Genomic DNA, 16,330 nt, shown 5'->3' on the forward strand with positions numbered 1-16,330 from the left:
CACAGCCCCGCCATGCAAGCCGCCCGCGCCTATTTCGACCAGCTCAACCACGCTTACAACGCCGTCCACCGGGCCAAGGAAGAGCTGTTCTGGTCCACCTATATGGCCACCAGCGAGGACGCCGAGGGCTTTGCCCGGGCCGAGACGGCTTATAAGAATTTCATCTCCGACCCGCAGGCCTTGCAGCAAACGCGGGCGCATCTCGCCCGCCTGAGCGGCCATAGTCCGACGAGCGCCGAGGCCGGCGAACACGCGGCCCTGCTGCACGGTCTGCGCGGTTGGCTGGCGCTGTTCGAGGCCAATATCATCGACAACGATGAAGGCCGCGCCCTGATGCAGGACTTGATCGCGGCCGAGGCGGCGCTGTTCGCCAAGAAGCGTGGGCTGGAGATCCGCCACATCAATGAGCGCGGCGAATCGGAAGTGGCCTCGCTGTCCATGCTGGCCACCAATGCGGCCAGCAATCCGGTGGAGGCGCAGCGGCGCAGCTCCTTCGAGGGCATGCAGGCGATCGAGCACTGGGTGCTGGCCAACGGCTTCCTGGACCTGGTCAAGCTGCGCAACCGTCTGGCCCGTGCCCTGGGTTTTGGCAATTACTTCGAGCTCAAGCTGCGCAAGAACGAGCGCATGGCGCCGCAGCAGCTGATGGCCATCCTGGACGATTTTGTGGCCCGCACCCAGGCCGCGCAGCAGCGCGCCCATGCGGACCTGGCCTCCAAACATGGGCTGCAGGCCTTGCAGCCCTGGAATCTGCGTTTCTACAGCGCCGGCGATGTGGTGCGGCGCATGGACGAGTACATGCCTTTCTCCGCGGCCCTGCGCCGCTGGGTGGAAAGCTTCAAGCGCCTGGGCATCCAGTACCGCGGCGCCAGCCTGCAACTGGACCTGCTGGAGCGGCCGGGCAAGTATCAGAACGGCTTTTGCCACAGCCCCGTGCCCTGCTATGTGAACGAGCGCGGCGAGTGGGTGGCGGCGGCGGTCAACTTCACCGCCACCGCCAAGCCCGATCAGCTGGGCAGCGGCCTGCGCGGCATCAACACCTTGTTCCACGAGGGCGGGCATGCCGCCCATATGTCCAATGTGGCGCAGAACGCGCCCTGCTTTGCCCAAGAGTTCGCGCCGACCTCCATGGCCTATGCCGAGACGCAGTCCATGTTCTGCGACAGTCTCTTGAACGATGCCGACTGGCTCAAGCGTTATGCCCGCAATGCCGCCGGTGAGGCCATGCCCGAGGACTTGATCCAGGCCCGCATCGCCAGCAGCCAGCCGCTGCGGGCGTTTGAGGAGCGCTCCATCGCCGTCGTCCCCTATTTCGAAGCGGCTCTGTACGCCCTGAGCGATGCGGAGCTGACGGCCGAGGCCGTGCTCAATCTGGCCCGCGCCACCGAGCTGCGGGTGCTGGGCGTGCTCAGCCCGCGCCCCATGCTGGCCATCCCGCACCTGCTGAACCAGGAGTCGGCCGCCTCCTACCAGGGCTATCTGCTGGCCCATATGGCGGTCTACCAGACCCGCGCCTTCTTCCTGCGCGAGCAGGGTTATCTGTGTGACAACCCTTTGATCGGCCCGGCCCTGCGCCAGCACTACTGGCTGCCGGGAAACAGCATCGACCACGACGCCACGCTGCGCAGCCTGACGGGCGAGGGCTTCTCGGCCCGCTATCTGGCCGAGGCCTGCAATGCCTCGGTGGACGAGGCCTGGGCCCAGGCGCAGGCCTGCATGGCGGCGGCGGCGCAGCGCGGCCAAACAGCGCTGACGCCGGCCGATGATCTGGCCGCCCATATCCGCCTGGTCCATGGGGCGGAGCTGATCGCGGACAATTCGGGCGGTGACGAGGCCATGTGCCAGGCTTTTGAGGCCTGGGTGGCCCGGCGCTTCCCCAGCCTGCCCGAGACTGTTCCTGCCCCGTGAGTCCCCTGAAGTACCTGAATGGCTACCCGCCCGAGCTGCAAGCCCAAGTCCAGCAAATCATCGATGCTGGCCGCCTGGGCGAGACGCTGGCGCGCCGCTACCCCGAGGCCAACCAGGTGCGCAGCGACGCCGCCTTGTTCGACTACACGCAGGCGCTGAAAACGCGTTATCTGCGCAGCTCCGAGCCTTTGAGCAAGGTCTGTTTCGATGCCAAGCTCAAGGTCATCCAGCATGCCCTGGGTACGCATACCCGGGCCTCGCGGGTGCAGGGCTCAAAGCTCAAGGCCAAGCGCGAGATCCGCGTCGCCAGCCTGTTCCGCGAGGCACCGGCCGAGTTCCTGAAGATGATCGTCGTGCACGAGCTGGCCCATCTGAAGGAGCAGGAGCACAACAAGGCCTTCTACCAGCTCTGCCACCACATGGCGCCCAATTACGCCCAGCTGGAGTTCGATCTGCGCCTGTACATGACGCATCTGGATTTGCAGGCAGCCGGGAGTTCCTTGTGATTCTCCTGGCACCGATGGAGGGGCTGCTCGACCACATGCTGCGCGACGCACTGACTCGTGTCGGCGGCGTTGACCGCTGCGTGTCCGAGTTCATACGCATCACCGATATGTTGATGCCTAACCGTGTCTTCACCCGCATCGTGCCCGAGCTTTTGAACGGCGGGCGCACCGCCGCGGGCGTGCCGGTGCGGGCGCAGCTGCTGGGCTCCGACCCCGTCTGCATGGCCGAGAACGCGGCCAAGCTGGCGGCCCTGGGCCCGGCCGGCATCGACCTCAATTTCGGCTGCCCGGCCAAATGCGTCAATCGCCATCGCGGCGGCGCGGTGCTGCTGGACGAGCCCGAGCTGATTTACGAGATCGTCGCCGCCGTGCGCCGCGCCATGCCGCCGGGCATGCCCTTGTCCGCCAAGATGCGCCTGGGCTATATGGACAGCCACCGCACCCTGGACTGCGCCCAGGCCATGGTGGCGGGCGGGGCGGAGGAACTGGTCATCCATGCCCGCACCAAGGCCGATGGCTACAAGCCTCCGGCCTACTGGGACCGCATTGCCGAGGTGCGTGCGAATGTGCGGGTAGGCGTGGTGGCCAATGGCGAGATCTGGACGCCGGCGGACGCCCAGGCCGCCCGTGCCCAGAGTGGCTGCGAGGACTTGATGCTGGGTCGTGGCATGGTGGCCCATCCGGGCCTGGCCCTGGCCATTCGCTCACCGGCTGCGCCTGCGCTGACTTGGGGCGAATTGCTGCCCTTGATGGAAGTCTTTTTCCTGCAGGTCCGCCAGAACGTGGCGGCCCGCCACCAGGCCGGCCGGCTCAAGCAGTGGCTGCACTATCTGCGCCGCCACTACCCGGAGGCCGAGGAGGCCTATCTGCGCCTGCGCACCGTCAACGAGGCGGCGGATCTGCACGCGCAGATGTTCGGCCGCCGCGGCTCGCCGCAGCTCGAGGCCGAGCTTTGTGCCCTGGCCGCTTGAATCCACCGTTTTGCAAGTGATTGAGTCCTCATGAAATCCAAACAAACTCTGTCCGGCCTGGGTCAGCTCAGCGGCCTAGTCTATTCCACCGACAGCGGCCGCACCTGCCCGGACTGCCGCCAGGCCAAGGCCGATTGCCGCTGCGGCCGGCCGGTGCTGCCCAAGGGCGATGGCATCGTGCGCGTCTCGCGCGAAACCAAGGGCCGGGCCGGCAAGGGCGTGACCCTGGTCAAGGGCGTGCCGCTGGCCGAGCCCGAGCTGATCGCCCTGGGCAAGGAATTGAAGGCCGCCTGCGGCTCGGGCGGCACGGTGAAAGACGGGGTGATCGAGGTGCAGGGCGACCACCGCGAGCGCGTCATCGAGCTGCTGAAGAAGAAAGGTACTTGGACGGTGAAGCAGGCGGGTGGCTAGGCCCTGGGATAATCCCGCGATGAATGACAAACTCTCCTTCGCTCATTTGCCCTTGAGCCCCGCCATGCAGGCCAATCTGGCCCAGCTGGGTTATGCGCAGATGACGCCCATCCAGGCCGCCAGCCTGCCCCTGGCCCTGCAAGGCCATGATCTGATCGCCCAGGCCCAGACCGGCAGCGGCAAGACGGCCGCCTTTGCCCTGTCCTTGCTGCATCGCCTGGATGCCGATTGTTTCAATGTGCAGGCCCTGGTGCTGTGCCCCACCCGCGAGCTGGCCGATCAGGTCACGCAGGAGCTGCGCCGCCTGGCTCGCGCGGCCGACAATATCAAGATCCTGACCCTGTGCGGTGGCACGCCCATGAAGCCCCAGATGGACAGCCTGGGCTTTGGCTGCCATATCGCCGTCGGCACGCCCGGCCGGGTGATGGACCATCTGGAACGTGGCAGCCTGACGCTGAAGGCCCTCAACACCCTGGTGCTGGACGAGGCCGACCGCATGCTGGACATGGGCTTCTTCGACGACATCGTCACCGTCGCCAAACAAGCCCCGAAGAAGCGCCAGACCCTGCTGTTCTCGGCCACCTACCCGGAAGGCATTGCCCGCTTGAGCGCCCAGTTCATGCGCGAGCCCAAGGAGGTCAAGCTCTCGGCGGCCGCCACAACGCAGGCGCCGACGCAGATCCGCCAACTGGCTTTCGAGGTGCGCGAGGACGAGCGCTTGCATGCCGTCTCCCAGCTGCTGGCGCATTTCCGTCCGGCCAGCACGATCGCCTTTTGTAATACCAAGCAGCAATGCCGTGATCTGGTCGATGTGCTGCAGGCCCAGGGCTTGATCGCTTTTGCCCTGCATGGCGACCTGGAGCAGCGCGAGCGCGACCAGGTGCTGATCCAGTTCGCCAACCGCAGCTGTTCGGTGCTGGTGGCCACCGATGTGGCGGCCCGTGGCCTGGACATCGCCCAGCTGGAATGCGTCATCAATGTGGAGATGACGCCCGATATGGAGGTGCATGTGCACCGCATCGGCCGCACCGGCCGTGCCGGCGCCGAGGGCCTGGCTCTGAGCCTGGCCAGCCTCGATGAGATGGGCCGGGTCGGCCGCATCGAGCAGATGCTGGGCCGCGAGTTCACTTGGCAGAAGCTGGCGGACTTGCAGCCGGCTGCGGGCGGCGCGCTGCTGCCCCCCATGGACACCTTGCAGATCCTCGGTGGGCGCAAGGAGAAGATCCGCCCCGGCGACATCCTGGGTGCCCTGACGGGCGAGGCCGGCTTCAAGGCCGAGCAGATCGGCAAGATCAATATCACCGAGTTCCACAGCTATGTGGCGGTGTCGCGCGAGATCGCGCGCGAAGCGGTGAAGCGCTTGTCTAACGGCAAGCTCAAGGGGCGCAAGGTCAAGGTGCGCCGCATGGCCGATCTGGCCGAGCTCGGCTGAGCCGCCGGCCAAGAGGCCCTGGACTCGGGATTTAGAGTCGGGCCTCTTCCCGAACGGCCTCTTGCGGCGCCGGGTTCAACCGAAGATGCAGCGCTCGCGTTGTAGCCGTGCAGCGCGTCATTCGTGATTTATTGATGTCAGTGCAAGTCTTAGTGCATGTGGGGCTTTTGTCTGACCTCATTTCGAGACCTTTGCACATGGTTTCCCCCTCATACGGGGCCTAGTCTTGAAGCATGGAGCCGCCGAATATGGCGGCATCGTTGGAGAACAGCATGGACCTGCAATTGAACAACCCCAAGCCGCGTGAGGCGCGTGACCCGCGTGAAACGAGCCAGTTTGAGTTGCGCTTCCAATCCTTGTTTCACACCGGCAAGGCCCTGGCCTTCCCCTGCAACGCCCGTGGCGATGTGCAGCTGGACGCGCTGAGTGCCAAGGCCCTGGAGAACTATCTCTTCGCCCGTGCCGTCGTGGGCCGCGAGTACGCGGCCCCCCTGGTGCAGGTTTGCGAGGCTTGATCGGCTATTTGCGGACAAGTTCTAAGACGGGCCGGCGTCCGGCCCGAATCGTTTCCCGGGCTTATTTGCCCCAGCCGTCGCGCAGGCCGGTAATCTTGTTGAAGACCGGCTTGTCGGCCTGGTGATCCACCCGGTCGCTGACGAAATAACCGTGGCGCTCGAACTGCACTTGCAGCGCCGCCGGCCACTGGGCCAGCGAGGGCTCTAGATAGCCCGTCACGATTTTGCAGCTGGCCGGGTTCAGCTCCGTCAAGAAGTCGGCCTCGCCCGTGCCCGGCTGGGCTACGGTGAACAGGCGGTCGTAAAGCCGCAGCTCGGCCGCCACCGCCTCGTGCGCACCCACCCAGGTGATCACACCCTTGACCTTGACGCTGTCCGCGCCCGGCGTGCCGCTCTTGGTATCGGGCACGACGCGGGCCAGCACGGCCGTGACCTTGCCCTCCGCGTCCTTCTCGCAGCCGCTGCACTCGATCACATAGCCGTACTTCAGGCGTGCCTTATTGCCCGGATACAGGCGGTGATAGCCCTTGACCGGCACTTCCATAAAGTCTTCCTGCTCCACCCAGACCTCGGGGCCCAGCGTGAACTGGCGCAAGCCCATCTCGGGGTGGTGGGGGTGGGCCGGGGCGCTGCAGGCCTCGCGGTGGGCCTCGCTGCCGAATAGCTCGGCCCAGTTCGTCAGCTTGAGCTTGAGCGGGTCCAGCACGGCGCAGGCGCGGGCCGCCTTGCCTTCCAGGTCCGTACGCAGGCAGCCGTCCAGCACGGCGTAGTCCAGCCAGGCATTGCTCTTGGTCACGCCGGTGGCCTCCACCATGGCGCGCACACTCTCGGGCGTGTAGCCGCGTCGGCGCATGCCCGCCAGCGTGGGCATGCGGGGGTCGTCCCAGCCGCTTACATGGCCTTCGTCCACCAGTTGGCGCAGCTTGCGCTTGGAGGTGACGACATAGCTCAGGTTGAGGCGGCCGAATTCGTATTGATGCGGCAGGGGATGGGCCAGCAGGCCGCCCTCGGCCAGCTTGCCCAGCAGCCAGTCGTAGAAGGGGCGCTGGTCCTCGAACTCCAGCGTGCAGATGCTGTGGGTGATGCGCTCCAGTGCGTCCTCGATGGGGTGGGCAAAGGTGTACATCGGGTAGATGCACCAGGCGTCACCGGTGTTGTGGTGGGTGGCGCGGCGGATGCGGTAGAGCGCCGGGTCGCGCAGATTGATATTGGGCGAGGCCATATCGATCTTGGCGCGCAGCACCATGGCGCCGTCCGGGTGGACGCCGTTCTTCATCTCGCGCAGGCGGGCCAGGTTTTCTTCGGGCGAGCGGCTGCGGAAGGGGCTGTCGGTGCCGGGGGTGGAGAAATCGCCGCGGTTGGCCCGCATGGCTTCGGGCGTCTGCTCGTCCACATAGGCCAGGCCGGCCGTCACCAGATACTCGGCCGCGCGGTACATGAAGTCGAAGTAATTGCTGGCGTAGAACAGGTGCGAAGTGTTGTGGCCGCTCGCGTCGGCGCGCTCCCACTTCCAGCCCAGCCAACTCACCATCTCCTTGATGGCGTCGACGTACTCCTGCTCTTCCTTCTCGGGATTGGTATCGTCGAAGCGCAGATGGCAGATGCCGCCGTAGTCGCGCGCCAGGCCGAAGTTCAGGCAGATGCTCTTGGCGTGGCCGATGTGCAGATAGCCATTGGGCTCGGGCGGGAAGCGGGTGCGGATCTTGGCCGGGTCCAGCGGGCCGGCCTCGTGGTGGGCGGCATCGCCCGGCGTGCCGGCGAAATGACGTCCCTGCAGACTGCCTTGCTCCAGGTCGCGTTCGATGATGGCGCGCAGGAAATTGCTGGGCTTGAGAGCGTCTTCGGTGGGATGGGACATCGGCTTGTCGGAGCGGCCGGGGTGGGCCGCTGGTTTGGAATGAATTGAAGCCGCCGATTTTATCGGTGCGCCGGGGTGCCAAGCCAGCGCAGACTCGAAATTAGAAGGTGTAGCTGAAACCGGCCAGGCCGCTGACGCTTGTGCTCTTCTCGGTGACGGGGCTGTTCTTGGCATCGCCTTGCAACTGGCTGGCCGAAATGCCGAACGAGACACCCATGCGCTGGCTCAGGTAATAGCTCAGCAGCAGATTGGCTCGCACATCGCGCAGACCGGCCTTGGCCTGGGTTGCGGCCAAGCCGCTGCTGGCGGCCTGGGTGCCGGAGACGCCGAAATACTCCTGCATATAGCTGCCATTGACCAGACTCAGGCCGCCGCCCAGGCCCAGATAGAGCTGCTGGGTGAGCGGGCGCACATAGCTGAGGCCCAGATCGGCCACCAGGCCTTTGCGATCGTTGCCGGAGCCGTAGCGCAGGGAACTGGTGAACTGCAGGCCCTGGCCCAGGCTGTAGTTGAAGAAGCCGCCGATCTCGGGGCGGATCTGGATGTCGCCCAGGCCCGTCAGGCGGGGGTTGTCGGTCTCGTCGCGGCCCAGGTCGGCGGTGATGCGCAGGCCGTATTGCTCGCCCTCGCTGCGCGAGAAGTCATAGCCCAGGCCGTTGCGGGTGCCGGCGAAAAATCCATTACTCCAGCGGTAGTCCAGCAGGGGCAGCACGCGCCATTCCTGGGCTTTGGAACCACGGTACTTGCTGCTGTAGAGCGCGCCCACACCTACGGTGCCGCCGTCCTCGCTGATTTTGGCGCCGTAGTTGCGGAAGGTGTCGAAGGCTTGGGCCTGGGCGGCCGTGCTGATGCCGAGCAGGAGACCGACAAAGGCCAGGGCCTTGAATTTGGCAAGCATATTTGGGCGATATCGCAAAAGTGGAAGGTGGTCCGCATTGTGGCTCGCGTGAGAAACAAAACTTCGAAATACGAGCGCCGCGTTGCAGCCCTCACTGCAATACCCCCTCTGCATGGCCCGGGCTGCAATCAAGGCCACGACGGATCTCGGTCCAGGCCGTCACCCAGCCCGCAGCGCGGGAGGCCAACTGCGCCACCGGCAGCTCGGGGTTGTACAAGGCCGAGCCGATGCCCACCCCGCTGGCGCCGGCCGCGTGGTAGGCGGCCAGATTGTCCAGCGTCACGCCGCCCACGGGGTAGATAGGTGCCTGCGGCAGCACCGTGCGCCAGGCCTTCAGTGCCGCCGGCGTGACCTGCTCGCCGGGGAAGGCCTTCAGCACCGTGGCCCCGGCCGCCAGCGCCGTGAAGGCCTCACTGGGCGTGGCCACGCCTGGCATGGCGAGCAGGCCGGCCGCGCGCGCGGCGGCCACGACCGCCAGGTTCAGATTGGGGGCGATCACCAACTGCCCGCCCGCCTCGGCGACGCGGGCCACATCGGCGGGCTCCAGCACCGTGCCCGCGCCCAGCAGCGCATCGGCGGGCAGGCTGTCGCGCAGCCGGCGCAGGCTTTGCAGGGCGCCGGGGCGGTTCAGTGGTACCTCCAGGCAGCGAAAACCGGCCGCGTATAACAGGCTGCCGACCGCCGCCGCTTGCTCGGGCGGCAGGCCGCGCAGAATGGCCACCAGGGGTGGCAGGGGCGGCGGTGGAAAAGGGGAGCTCATGGGCTTGTCTCCGTCGGGGTTTGCAGCGCTTGCAGCGCCGCCACCAGGCATTGATCGGGGTCCAGTGCGTGCAGGGTCAGGCCCTGGCGGGCGGCGGCGCGGGTGTACCAATGCGCCAGCCCTGGCGCGGCCACCAGGCTCGCACTGTGTATCTGCCTGGCCTGCAACTCCAGCCCGATCAGCAGGCCGGACAAGCGGGCTGCAACCTCGGCCGGTGGCTGCGGCTCGTCGGTCAGCAAGGCCTGGGCGCGCAGGCGAAACAGCTGCGCCAGCCCGCCGCCTTCGCGCGCCCATTGCAAGCCCTCGTCGAAGGCGGACTCGTGGGCCGGGATGGGGGCGGGGGGCTCGTCGCCCCCGGCCACGGCCGACAGGCAGCTGTGGCGGCGCAGCAGGGCAAACAGCTCGCCCGTCATGGCACTGTGCATGGTCAACACCCGGCCGTTCTCCACCTGCGCCCATTTGCTGTGCGTGCCGGGCAGCAGCACCCAGCCGTTTTGTGGCCGCAGCCGCCAGGCGCCCAGCAACTGGGTTTCCTCGCCGCGCATCACGTCATGCGGGCCCAGCGGCGGGCGCTGGCACAGGCCGGGCAGCAGGCGTATCTGCGGATCGGCGGCCAGGGGCGTGGCGGCCTCGCCCAGCCCGTGTAGATGGCAGGGCAGGGGCAGGTAGGGCGCCTCCTGCCAGCCGCTGCGGCTGCCGACCATGCCGCTGAGCCAGACCTGCGCCGGCGCCTGCGCGCGCCAGTCGCCGATCAGCGACTGCAGCTCGGCGGCAAAGTCGCGCTGGCCGCCCGGCGGCGTGGCCAGCACGCCGGCCGCGTCCTGGCGCTGCGCCAGCAAACAGCCTTGCGCGTCCAGCCAGTAGGCGCGGCGGTTGCTGCTGCCCCAATCCACTCCAATGGTATTCATCGTTTTCCCTAGGAAGCGCCGGCTTGTCACGAACCGGCTTTGTGATACACAATGAGTTAACGTTAACACATGACATGGCGATTGTCACCGACTCCATGAGCGACTCTGCATCCAAACCCCGCAAGCCACCCCGCTCGACCCATTGGTTCGGCGGCACCGGCAAGGACGCCTTCATCCACCGCTCCTGGATGCGCAATCAGGGACTGGACGACCGGGCCTTCGACGGCCGCCCCATCATCGGCATCTGCAATAGCGGCTCCGACCTGGTGCCCTGCAATGCGCATTTCAAGGGCCTGGCCGACAAGGTGCGCGAGGGCATTCTGCAGGCCGGCGGCGTGCCGCTGGAGTTCTCGATGATGCCGCTGGGCGAGACCAATCTGCGCCCCACGGCCATGCTGTTCCGCAACCTGGCCGCGATGGAGGTGGAAGAAACCCTGCGCGCCAACCCGCTGGACGGCGTGGTGCTGATGGCCGGTTGCGACAAGACCACGCCGGCCCTGCTGATGGGCGCGGCCAGCGTCGATATGCCGGCCCTGCTGCTGTCCGGCGGGCCCATGCTCAACGGCCGCTACCGGGGCCAGACCCTGGGCTCGGGCACCCATGTGTGGAAGTTCTCCGAAGCGGTGCGGGGCGGCCAGATGAGCAGTGCGGAGTTCAGCGCCGCCGAGTCCTGCATGTCGCGCAGCGCAGGGCACTGCATGACCATGGGCACGGCCTCGACCATGGCCTGCATGGCCGAGGCCCTGGGCATCGCGCTGCCGGGCAATGCGGCGCTGCCGGCCGTGGACGCACGCCGCCACACCCTGGCCCGCGAGGCCGGGCGCCGCATCGTCGAGCTGGTGCGCGAGGATGTGCGCCCGCGCAACATCCTGACCCGCGAGGCCTTCGAGAACGCCATCCGCGTCAACGCGGCCATCGGCGGCTCCACCAATGCGGTGATCCATCTGCTGGCCATCGCCGGTCGCCTGGGCGTGCCGCTGACGCTGGCGGACTGGGACCGCCTGGGCCGCGATGTGCCGACCCTGGTGGACCTGCTGCCCGCGGGCCGCTTCCTGATGGAGGAGTTCTGCTATGCCGGCGGCCTGCCGGTGGTGATGCGTCGGCTGGCCGAGGCCGGCCTCTTGCACGAGCAGGCGCCTAGCGTGGCCGGCGGCGCCATCGGCCCCCACGTCACCCAGGCCGAGTGCTTCGATGACGAGGTGATACGGCCGCTGTCGAATCCCCTGGTGGCCCAGGGCGGCATTGCCGTGCTGCGCGGCAATCTGGCGCCTGGCGGGGCGCTCATCAAGGTCTCGGCGGCCTCGCCGGCCCTGCTCAGCCACCGCGGCCAGGCCGTGGTGTTCGAGAACGTCGAGGACTACAAGGCCCGCATCGACGACCCCGAACTGCCGGTCAGCGCCGACAGCGTGCTGGTGCTGAAGAACTGCGGGCCCAAGGGCTATCCGGGCATGGCCGAGGTCGGCAATATGGGCCTGCCGGCCAAGCTGCTGGCCCAGGGCGTGACGGATATGGTGCGCTTGTCGGACGCCCGCATGAGCGGTACGGCCTATGGCACGGTGCTGCTGCATGCGGCGCCCGAAGCCGCGGCCGGCGGGCCCCTGGCCCTGGTGCGCGATGGCGACTGGATCAGGCTGGATGTGGCCACGCGCAGCCTGGAGCTGGAGGTCGATGCGGCCGAGCTGGCGCGGCGCCACGCCGACTGGCAGGCGCCGCCCAAGCCGGTCTCGGGCTGGGCGCGGCTCTATGTGGACCATGTGATGCAGGCCGACAGCGGCGCGGACATGGACTTTTTGGTTGGCTGTCGCGGCGACGCCGTGGCTCGCGAGTCGCACTGATGGCTAACTCTAAATTCGCACGCTACCCGAGCCTGGCCGGGCGCGCCGTGCTGGTCACCGGCGGCAGCTCGGGCATAGGTGCCGACCTGGTGCAGGCTTTTGCCGAGCAGGGTTGCCGCGTGGCTTTCACCGGGCGCAGCGCGGCCTCGGCCGCCCAGGTGCTGCGAGCCTGCGCGGGCGCGGCCCATGAGCCGGTCTTCCTGCCCTGCGATATGCGCGATGTGGCCGCCGTGCAGGCCGCCGTGGCGGCGGTGGAGGCCAGGCTGCAGGGCCTGCATGTGCTGCTCAATAACGCGGCCGATGACACCCGGCACGAGTTTCTCGGCCTGTCGAGCGAGGGCTTTGACGACGCCATGGCCATCAATCTGCGCGCGCACTTCTTCGCCGCCCAGGCGGCCATGCCGGCCCTGGTGCGCGGCGGTGGCGGCAGCCTGATCAATGTCGGCTCGACCAGCTGGAAGAACAAGGTGGCCGGCTATGCCGCCTATGCCACTTGCAAATCGGCGATGACGGGGCTGACGCGCAGCCTGGCGCGCGAGTTCGGCGCCCAGCGCGTGCGCGTCAACACGCTGACGCCGGGCTGGGTGATGACGGCCAAACAGCTGGAGAAGTGGGTGGACGAGGCCGGCGAGCGCGAGATGGACGCCTGCCAATGCCTGCCCGGCCGCATCCAGGGTGTTGATGTGGCCCAGCTGGCGCTGTTCCTGGCGGCCGACGACAGCGCCATGATCACCGCCCAGGAATTCGTCATTGATGCGGGATGGACCTGATATGCAGGCCCGCTGCATCTGGGATGCTCGCTGCCAGCTCGGCGAAGGCCCGGTCTGGCACCAGGGCCGGCTGTACTTCGTCGATATCCATGGCGCCGCCGTCCATGCCCATGAGCCGGCCAGCGGGCGGCAGCAGCGCTGGTCGCTGCCAAGGCGCATCGCCTGGTTGATGCCGGATCAACAGGGCGATGGCTTCATCGCCGGGCTGGATGACGAGGTGGTGAGGCTGCAGCTGGAGCCAACCCTGCTCATCAGGCCCTGGGTGAAGCCACCGCTGCCGGCCGGCGTGCGCCTGAACGATGCCAAGCGTGACCGCTGGGGTCGCATCTGGGCCGGCTCCATGCACGAGCGCGAGCCTGCCAGCGCCCAGGGGGTGCTGGCCTGCCTGGAGCCCGACGGCCGCTGGCGCGTGGCCCAGCCAGCCTACGGCATCGCCAACGGCCCCACCTTCAGTCCGGACGGCACGACCCTGTACCACGCCGACAGCGCGCGTGCCGAGGTCCATGCCTACGCGATGGACGCGGCGGGACGGCTCGGCCCGCCGCGCCTGTGGCGCAGCTTTGGCGCGGGCGAGGGCGTGCCCGACGGCATGTGTACCGATAGCGAAGGCGCGCTGTGGATCGCCCAGTGGGGCGGCCACGGCCTGGGCCGCTACGCACCGGACGGGCGTTTGCTGGCGCGCATCGACCTGCCGGTGTCCCAGGTCAGCAGCTGCTGTTTCGGCGGGGAGGGCGGGCGCCAGCTCTACATCACCACGGCCCGCACCGGCCTTTCCGAGGCCGCCCTGGCGCATGAGCCGCTGGCCGGCGCGCTATTCGTGGCCGAACCGCCGGTGCCCGGGCTGGGGCCGGATGCCACCCTGGGATCTTCCACTACATCCGTGTGGGCGCAGAGCGGCCACGCGACAATGGGGGCTGCATGTGAACGCTAACAGCCAGGGAAGATCCAAATCCATGAACCGTCTCGCCAAACCCAAGACCATGCCCGCCACCGAAGCCGCACCACAGGCGCTTGGTCGTGTGACCGTCAGCGATGTCGCCGAGCGAGCGGGCGTGTCGGTGATGACGGTGTCGCGCGCGCTCAGTGGCAAGGGCTATGTGGCCGAGGCGACGCGGCAGAAGGTGCTGGAGGTGGCGCAGGCCATGGGTTATGTGGCCAATCTGGGCGCCAAGGCGCTCAAGGGCGGCCGCACCCGGGTGCTGGGCCTCTTGGTCAGCGATTTCCAGTCGCCGGTGATTGCCGCCATCATCAACGCGATCAGCCGCGTGGTGAAGCAAGTGGGCATGGACCTGATCCTCTACGACCTGGCCGCCGCCGATGCCGCCCGGCCCGAAGTTGTGCCCCTGCTGTCCAGCCTGTGCGACGGCCTGTTGCTGATCCTGCCGGGCGCCTATGCCGAGCAGCTGGAGCAGTTCCAGGGCATGACCCAGCCGGTGGTGCTGGTGAACTACTGGCGCGCGCCGACCACGCTGCCCGTGGTGCGCGCCGACAACTACGAAGGTGCCCATGCGCTGTGCCGCCATCTTGCCGAGTTAGGCCACCGGCGCATCGCCTTTGTGCGCGGCACCTCGCATTCGGGCCAGAGTCAGGAGCGTGAGCGCGGCTATCTGGCCGCGCTGGCCCAGTCCGGCATCACGCCCGACCCGCAACTCTTGAGACAGGGTGATTTCGGCCAACGCTCCGGCTTCGAGCAGGGTCAGGCCTTGCTCCAGCTGGCCGACCCGCCGACCGCCATCTTCTGTGCCAACGACTTGATGGCGCTGGGCGCGCTGGACGCCGTCCGCGCCGCCGGCCTGCAAGTGCCACAGCAGCTCTCGGTTGCCGGTTTCGACGATATACCGGCCGCGGCCCAGAGCTACCCGGCGCTGACCACGGTGCGGCAGGACTACGAGCAGCTGGGCGATAGCGCCGTGCGCCTGCTCTTGCAGCACATCGAGGAGGGCGCGCGCCGCGGCATCCGGGTCGAGCTGCAAAGCCGTCTGGTGGTGCGCGACTCCACCGCTGCACCGCCGTCGCCGCGCGCCAAGAAATCCAGCCGCAAGCGCTGACATAACTAACAATTCAAAATGACCGCTATCGCCGAACCCGCCTTGCCCAGCCAGACCGCCGCCGATGATCAGGAACGCGACGGCCGGGGGCGTCCGCTGTGGCGGCAAGGCAGCCTGGTCTATGGCTTGGGCGGCCTGGTGGTTTTGTTCGCCTTCTTGCTGATCGGCGACTTTGCCTGGAGCCTGAAAGAGCGCGCCGTCACGCCCATGGCCCAGGTGTTGCTGCGCCAGTTGCAGGCCAGCGACTTCTTCATCGCCCTGGTGGTGGGCTCCTTCCCCGCCGCCCTGGGCCTGCTGCTGGGCCCCGTCGTCGCCGTGCGTTCGGACCGCCATCGCGGCCGCATGGGCCGGCGCATCCCCTATTTGCTGCTGCCCATGCCCCTGGTCGTCGGCGGCCTGCTGGGCATGGCCGTCACCCCGCAGGCCGGGGCCTTGCTGCACGATTTGCTCGGTGGGCTGTCGCCCGGCCTGCGCTTGTGCAATCTGGCCTGGTTCGCGCTGATGTGGACCCTGTTCGAGGTGGCCTCGGTGACCGCCAACGCGGTGTTCGGCGGCCTGATTGCCGACGTCGTGCCGGCCCGGCTGACCGGCCGTTTCTACGGCCTGTTCCGCGCCACCGGCCTGCTTGCCGGCATTGGCTTCACCTACCATGTGCTGGGCCATGCGCAGCAGTATTTCGCCTGGATCTTCAGCGGCATCGCCCTGATCTACGGCCTGGGCTTTGCGCTGATGTGCTGGCGCGTGCGCGAGGGCAGCTACCCCCCGCCCGAGCCGGCGGCGCCTGGGGCGCAGGGGGCAGGGGAGGTGCGGCGTTATCTGCGCGAATGCTTCAGCCAGCGCTTCTATCTGCTGCTGTTCTTCGCCATGATGCTGGGCCTGGTGGCCGGCAATCCGATCAACGGTTTCGGCGTGTTCTATGCCCAGCAAGTGGGCCTGGGGCTGGACGGCTACGGCAAGGCCCTGGCCCTGACCTATACCTGCTCGCTGCTGCTGGCCCTGCCGGTGGGCTGGTTGGCCGACCGCTGGCACCCGCTGCGCGTGGGCCTGGTTTCCATCGCCCTGTATGCGCTGGCCATGTTGGCGGCCGGCTGCTGGGTGCGTGACGCGCAGCAGTTTTCACAAGCCTTCATCGTGCATGGGGTGCTCTCGGGCATCTACCTGACCGGCACGGCGGCGCTGGGCCAGTATCTGTTTCCGCGCGAACGCTTTGCCCAGTTCCACTCGGCCATGAATCTGCTGGCGGCACTGGGCTATATGCTGGTGCCACCGGCCATGGGCGCCTGGCTGGATGCCACCGGTCACCACTACCACCACACCTTCATCGTCAGCGGCGTGCTGGCCGCCGTGTCGGGCCTGCTCTATCTGTGGTTGCTGCGGCCCTTCCAGGCGCTGGGTGGCCCCGGCGGCTATCGCGCGCCCTGAAAGGCGCGCCCAATCCCCTGATCCTGAGCACCAAGGGGTTTCCCCTGTGAATGCTTGGCGCATTGATCTGGTATCGTTAACATATACA

At 67.6% G+C, this 16,330-nt stretch carries 15 protein-coding genes; 11 read left to right on the plus strand and 4 right to left on the minus strand.

Features of this window, described 5'->3' with window-relative positions; translation table 11 throughout:
• Positions 1-12: 12 nt before the first annotated feature.
• The 6 genes from HNP55_RS10750 to HNP55_RS10775 all read left to right on the plus strand — a co-directional run bounded on the left by HNP55_RS10750 (position 13) and on the right by HNP55_RS10775 (position 5,743).
• Complete coding sequence (locus HNP55_RS10750; RefSeq protein WP_184299090.1) at positions 13-1,908, plus strand: M3 family metallopeptidase; 1,896 nt, start codon at positions 13-15, stop codon at positions 1,906-1,908.
• A complete protein-coding gene (locus tag HNP55_RS10755) occupies positions 1,905-2,414 on the plus strand; it encodes a YgjP-like metallopeptidase domain-containing protein (RefSeq protein ID WP_184299092.1) in 510 nt (169 codons plus the stop codon). Before HNP55_RS10750 ends, HNP55_RS10755 begins: the two co-directional genes overlap by 4 nt.
• 14 nt (positions 2,415-2,428) lie before the next feature.
• Entirely contained in the window at positions 2,429-3,385 is a 957-nt protein-coding gene (locus HNP55_RS10760) for a tRNA dihydrouridine synthase (RefSeq protein WP_184299731.1), read from the plus strand.
• Positions 3,386-3,415: 30 nt separating this feature from the next.
• Entirely contained in the window at positions 3,416-3,796 is a 381-nt protein-coding gene (locus tag HNP55_RS10765; RefSeq protein ID WP_184299094.1) for a translation initiation factor Sui1, read from the plus strand.
• 19 nt (positions 3,797-3,815) lie between these two features.
• The gene (gene dbpA, locus HNP55_RS10770) at positions 3,816-5,228 is read left to right on the plus strand and encodes an ATP-dependent RNA helicase DbpA (protein WP_184299096.1); all 1,413 of its coding nucleotides are present in this window, start codon (positions 3,816-3,818) and stop codon (positions 5,226-5,228) included.
• Between the two features lie 248 nt (positions 5,229-5,476).
• Complete coding sequence (locus HNP55_RS10775; RefSeq protein WP_348648690.1) at positions 5,477-5,743, plus strand: hypothetical protein; 267 nt, start codon at positions 5,477-5,479, stop codon at positions 5,741-5,743.
• Positions 5,744-5,804: 61 nt separating this feature from the next.
• Here HNP55_RS10775 and HNP55_RS10780 read toward each other — a convergent pair whose 3' ends face one another.
• From HNP55_RS10780 to HNP55_RS10795, 4 genes are all read right to left on the minus strand, one after another.
• A complete protein-coding gene (locus HNP55_RS10780; protein ID WP_184299098.1) occupies positions 5,805-7,601 on the minus strand; it encodes a glutamine--tRNA ligase/YqeY domain fusion protein in 1,797 nt (598 codons plus the stop codon).
• Between the two features lie 100 nt (positions 7,602-7,701).
• Complete coding sequence (locus HNP55_RS10785; protein WP_184299100.1) at positions 7,702-8,499, minus strand: MipA/OmpV family protein; 798 nt, start codon at positions 8,497-8,499, stop codon at positions 7,702-7,704.
• Between the two features lie 91 nt (positions 8,500-8,590).
• Positions 8,591-9,259, minus strand: a complete 669-nt coding sequence (locus tag HNP55_RS10790; protein WP_184299102.1) for a 2-dehydro-3-deoxy-6-phosphogalactonate aldolase — start codon at positions 9,257-9,259, stop codon at positions 8,591-8,593.
• The gene (locus HNP55_RS10795) at positions 9,256-10,167 is read right to left on the minus strand and encodes a 2-dehydro-3-deoxygalactonokinase (RefSeq protein ID WP_184299104.1); all 912 of its coding nucleotides are present in this window, start codon (positions 10,165-10,167) and stop codon (positions 9,256-9,258) included. Before HNP55_RS10795 ends, HNP55_RS10790 begins: the two co-directional genes overlap by 4 nt.
• Before the next feature lie 95 nt (positions 10,168-10,262).
• Between HNP55_RS10795 and HNP55_RS10800 the strand changes: the two genes are divergently transcribed.
• From HNP55_RS10800 to HNP55_RS10820, 5 genes are read left to right on the plus strand one after another with little or no spacing between them, the layout of a single operon-like run.
• Positions 10,263-12,002, plus strand: coding sequence for an IlvD/Edd family dehydratase (locus HNP55_RS10800; RefSeq protein WP_184299106.1), 1,740 nt, complete (start codon positions 10,263-10,265; stop codon positions 12,000-12,002).
• A complete protein-coding gene (locus tag HNP55_RS10805) occupies positions 12,002-12,772 on the plus strand; it encodes an SDR family NAD(P)-dependent oxidoreductase (protein ID WP_184299108.1) in 771 nt (256 codons plus the stop codon). Before HNP55_RS10800 ends, HNP55_RS10805 begins: the two co-directional genes overlap by 1 nt.
• Position 12,773: 1 nt before the next feature.
• A complete protein-coding gene (locus HNP55_RS10810; RefSeq protein ID WP_184299110.1) occupies positions 12,774-13,703 on the plus strand; it encodes an SMP-30/gluconolactonase/LRE family protein in 930 nt (309 codons plus the stop codon).
• A gap of 22 nt (positions 13,704-13,725) precedes the next feature.
• Positions 13,726-14,820 (plus strand): LacI family DNA-binding transcriptional regulator, encoded by a 1,095-nt coding sequence (locus HNP55_RS10815; protein ID WP_184299112.1) that lies wholly within the window; start codon positions 13,726-13,728, stop codon positions 14,818-14,820.
• Positions 14,821-14,838: 18 nt separating this feature from the next.
• Positions 14,839-16,242, plus strand: coding sequence for an MFS transporter (locus HNP55_RS10820; RefSeq protein WP_184299114.1), 1,404 nt, complete (start codon positions 14,839-14,841; stop codon positions 16,240-16,242).
• The last annotated feature ends 88 nt before the right edge of the window (positions 16,243-16,330 follow it).

The sequence above is a fragment of the Roseateles oligotrophus genome (assembly GCF_014204525.1).
Classification (GTDB): domain Bacteria; phylum Pseudomonadota; class Gammaproteobacteria; order Burkholderiales; family Burkholderiaceae_C; genus Paucibacter_A; species Paucibacter_A oligotrophus_A.

What these genes read in the sequence shown, in the direction of transcription:
- HNP55_RS10750 (WP_184299090.1), top strand. Translation starts at nt 13, where the DNA reads ATGCAAGCCGCCCGCGCCTATTTCGACCAGCTCAACCACGCTTACAAC.
- HNP55_RS10760 (WP_184299731.1), top strand. Translation starts at nt 2,429, where the DNA reads ATGGAGGGGCTGCTCGACCACATGCTGCGCGACGCACTGACTCGTGTC.
- HNP55_RS10765 (WP_184299094.1), top strand. Translation starts at nt 3,416, where the DNA reads ATGAAATCCAAACAAACTCTGTCCGGCCTGGGTCAGCTCAGCGGCCTA.
- dbpA (WP_184299096.1), top strand. Translation starts at nt 3,816, where the DNA reads ATGAATGACAAACTCTCCTTCGCTCATTTGCCCTTGAGCCCCGCCATG.
- HNP55_RS10775 (WP_348648690.1), top strand. Translation starts at nt 5,477, where the DNA reads ATGGCGGCATCGTTGGAGAACAGCATGGACCTGCAATTGAACAACCCC.
- HNP55_RS10780 (WP_184299098.1), bottom strand. Translation starts at nt 7,601, where the DNA reads ATGTCCCATCCCACCGAAGACGCTCTCAAGCCCAGCAATTTCCTGCGC.
- HNP55_RS10785 (WP_184299100.1), bottom strand. Translation starts at nt 8,499, where the DNA reads ATGCTTGCCAAATTCAAGGCCCTGGCCTTTGTCGGTCTCCTGCTCGGC.
- HNP55_RS10790 (WP_184299102.1), bottom strand. Translation starts at nt 9,259, where the DNA reads ATGAGCTCCCCTTTTCCACCGCCGCCCCTGCCACCCCTGGTGGCCATT.
- HNP55_RS10795 (WP_184299104.1), bottom strand. Translation starts at nt 10,167, where the DNA reads ATGAATACCATTGGAGTGGATTGGGGCAGCAGCAACCGCCGCGCCTAC.
- HNP55_RS10800 (WP_184299106.1), top strand. Translation starts at nt 10,263, where the DNA reads ATGAGCGACTCTGCATCCAAACCCCGCAAGCCACCCCGCTCGACCCAT.
- HNP55_RS10805 (WP_184299108.1), top strand. Translation starts at nt 12,002, where the DNA reads ATGGCTAACTCTAAATTCGCACGCTACCCGAGCCTGGCCGGGCGCGCC.
- HNP55_RS10810 (WP_184299110.1), top strand. Translation starts at nt 12,774, where the DNA reads ATGCAGGCCCGCTGCATCTGGGATGCTCGCTGCCAGCTCGGCGAAGGC.
- HNP55_RS10815 (WP_184299112.1), top strand. Translation starts at nt 13,726, where the DNA reads ATGAACCGTCTCGCCAAACCCAAGACCATGCCCGCCACCGAAGCCGCA.
- HNP55_RS10820 (WP_184299114.1), top strand. Translation starts at nt 14,839, where the DNA reads ATGACCGCTATCGCCGAACCCGCCTTGCCCAGCCAGACCGCCGCCGAT.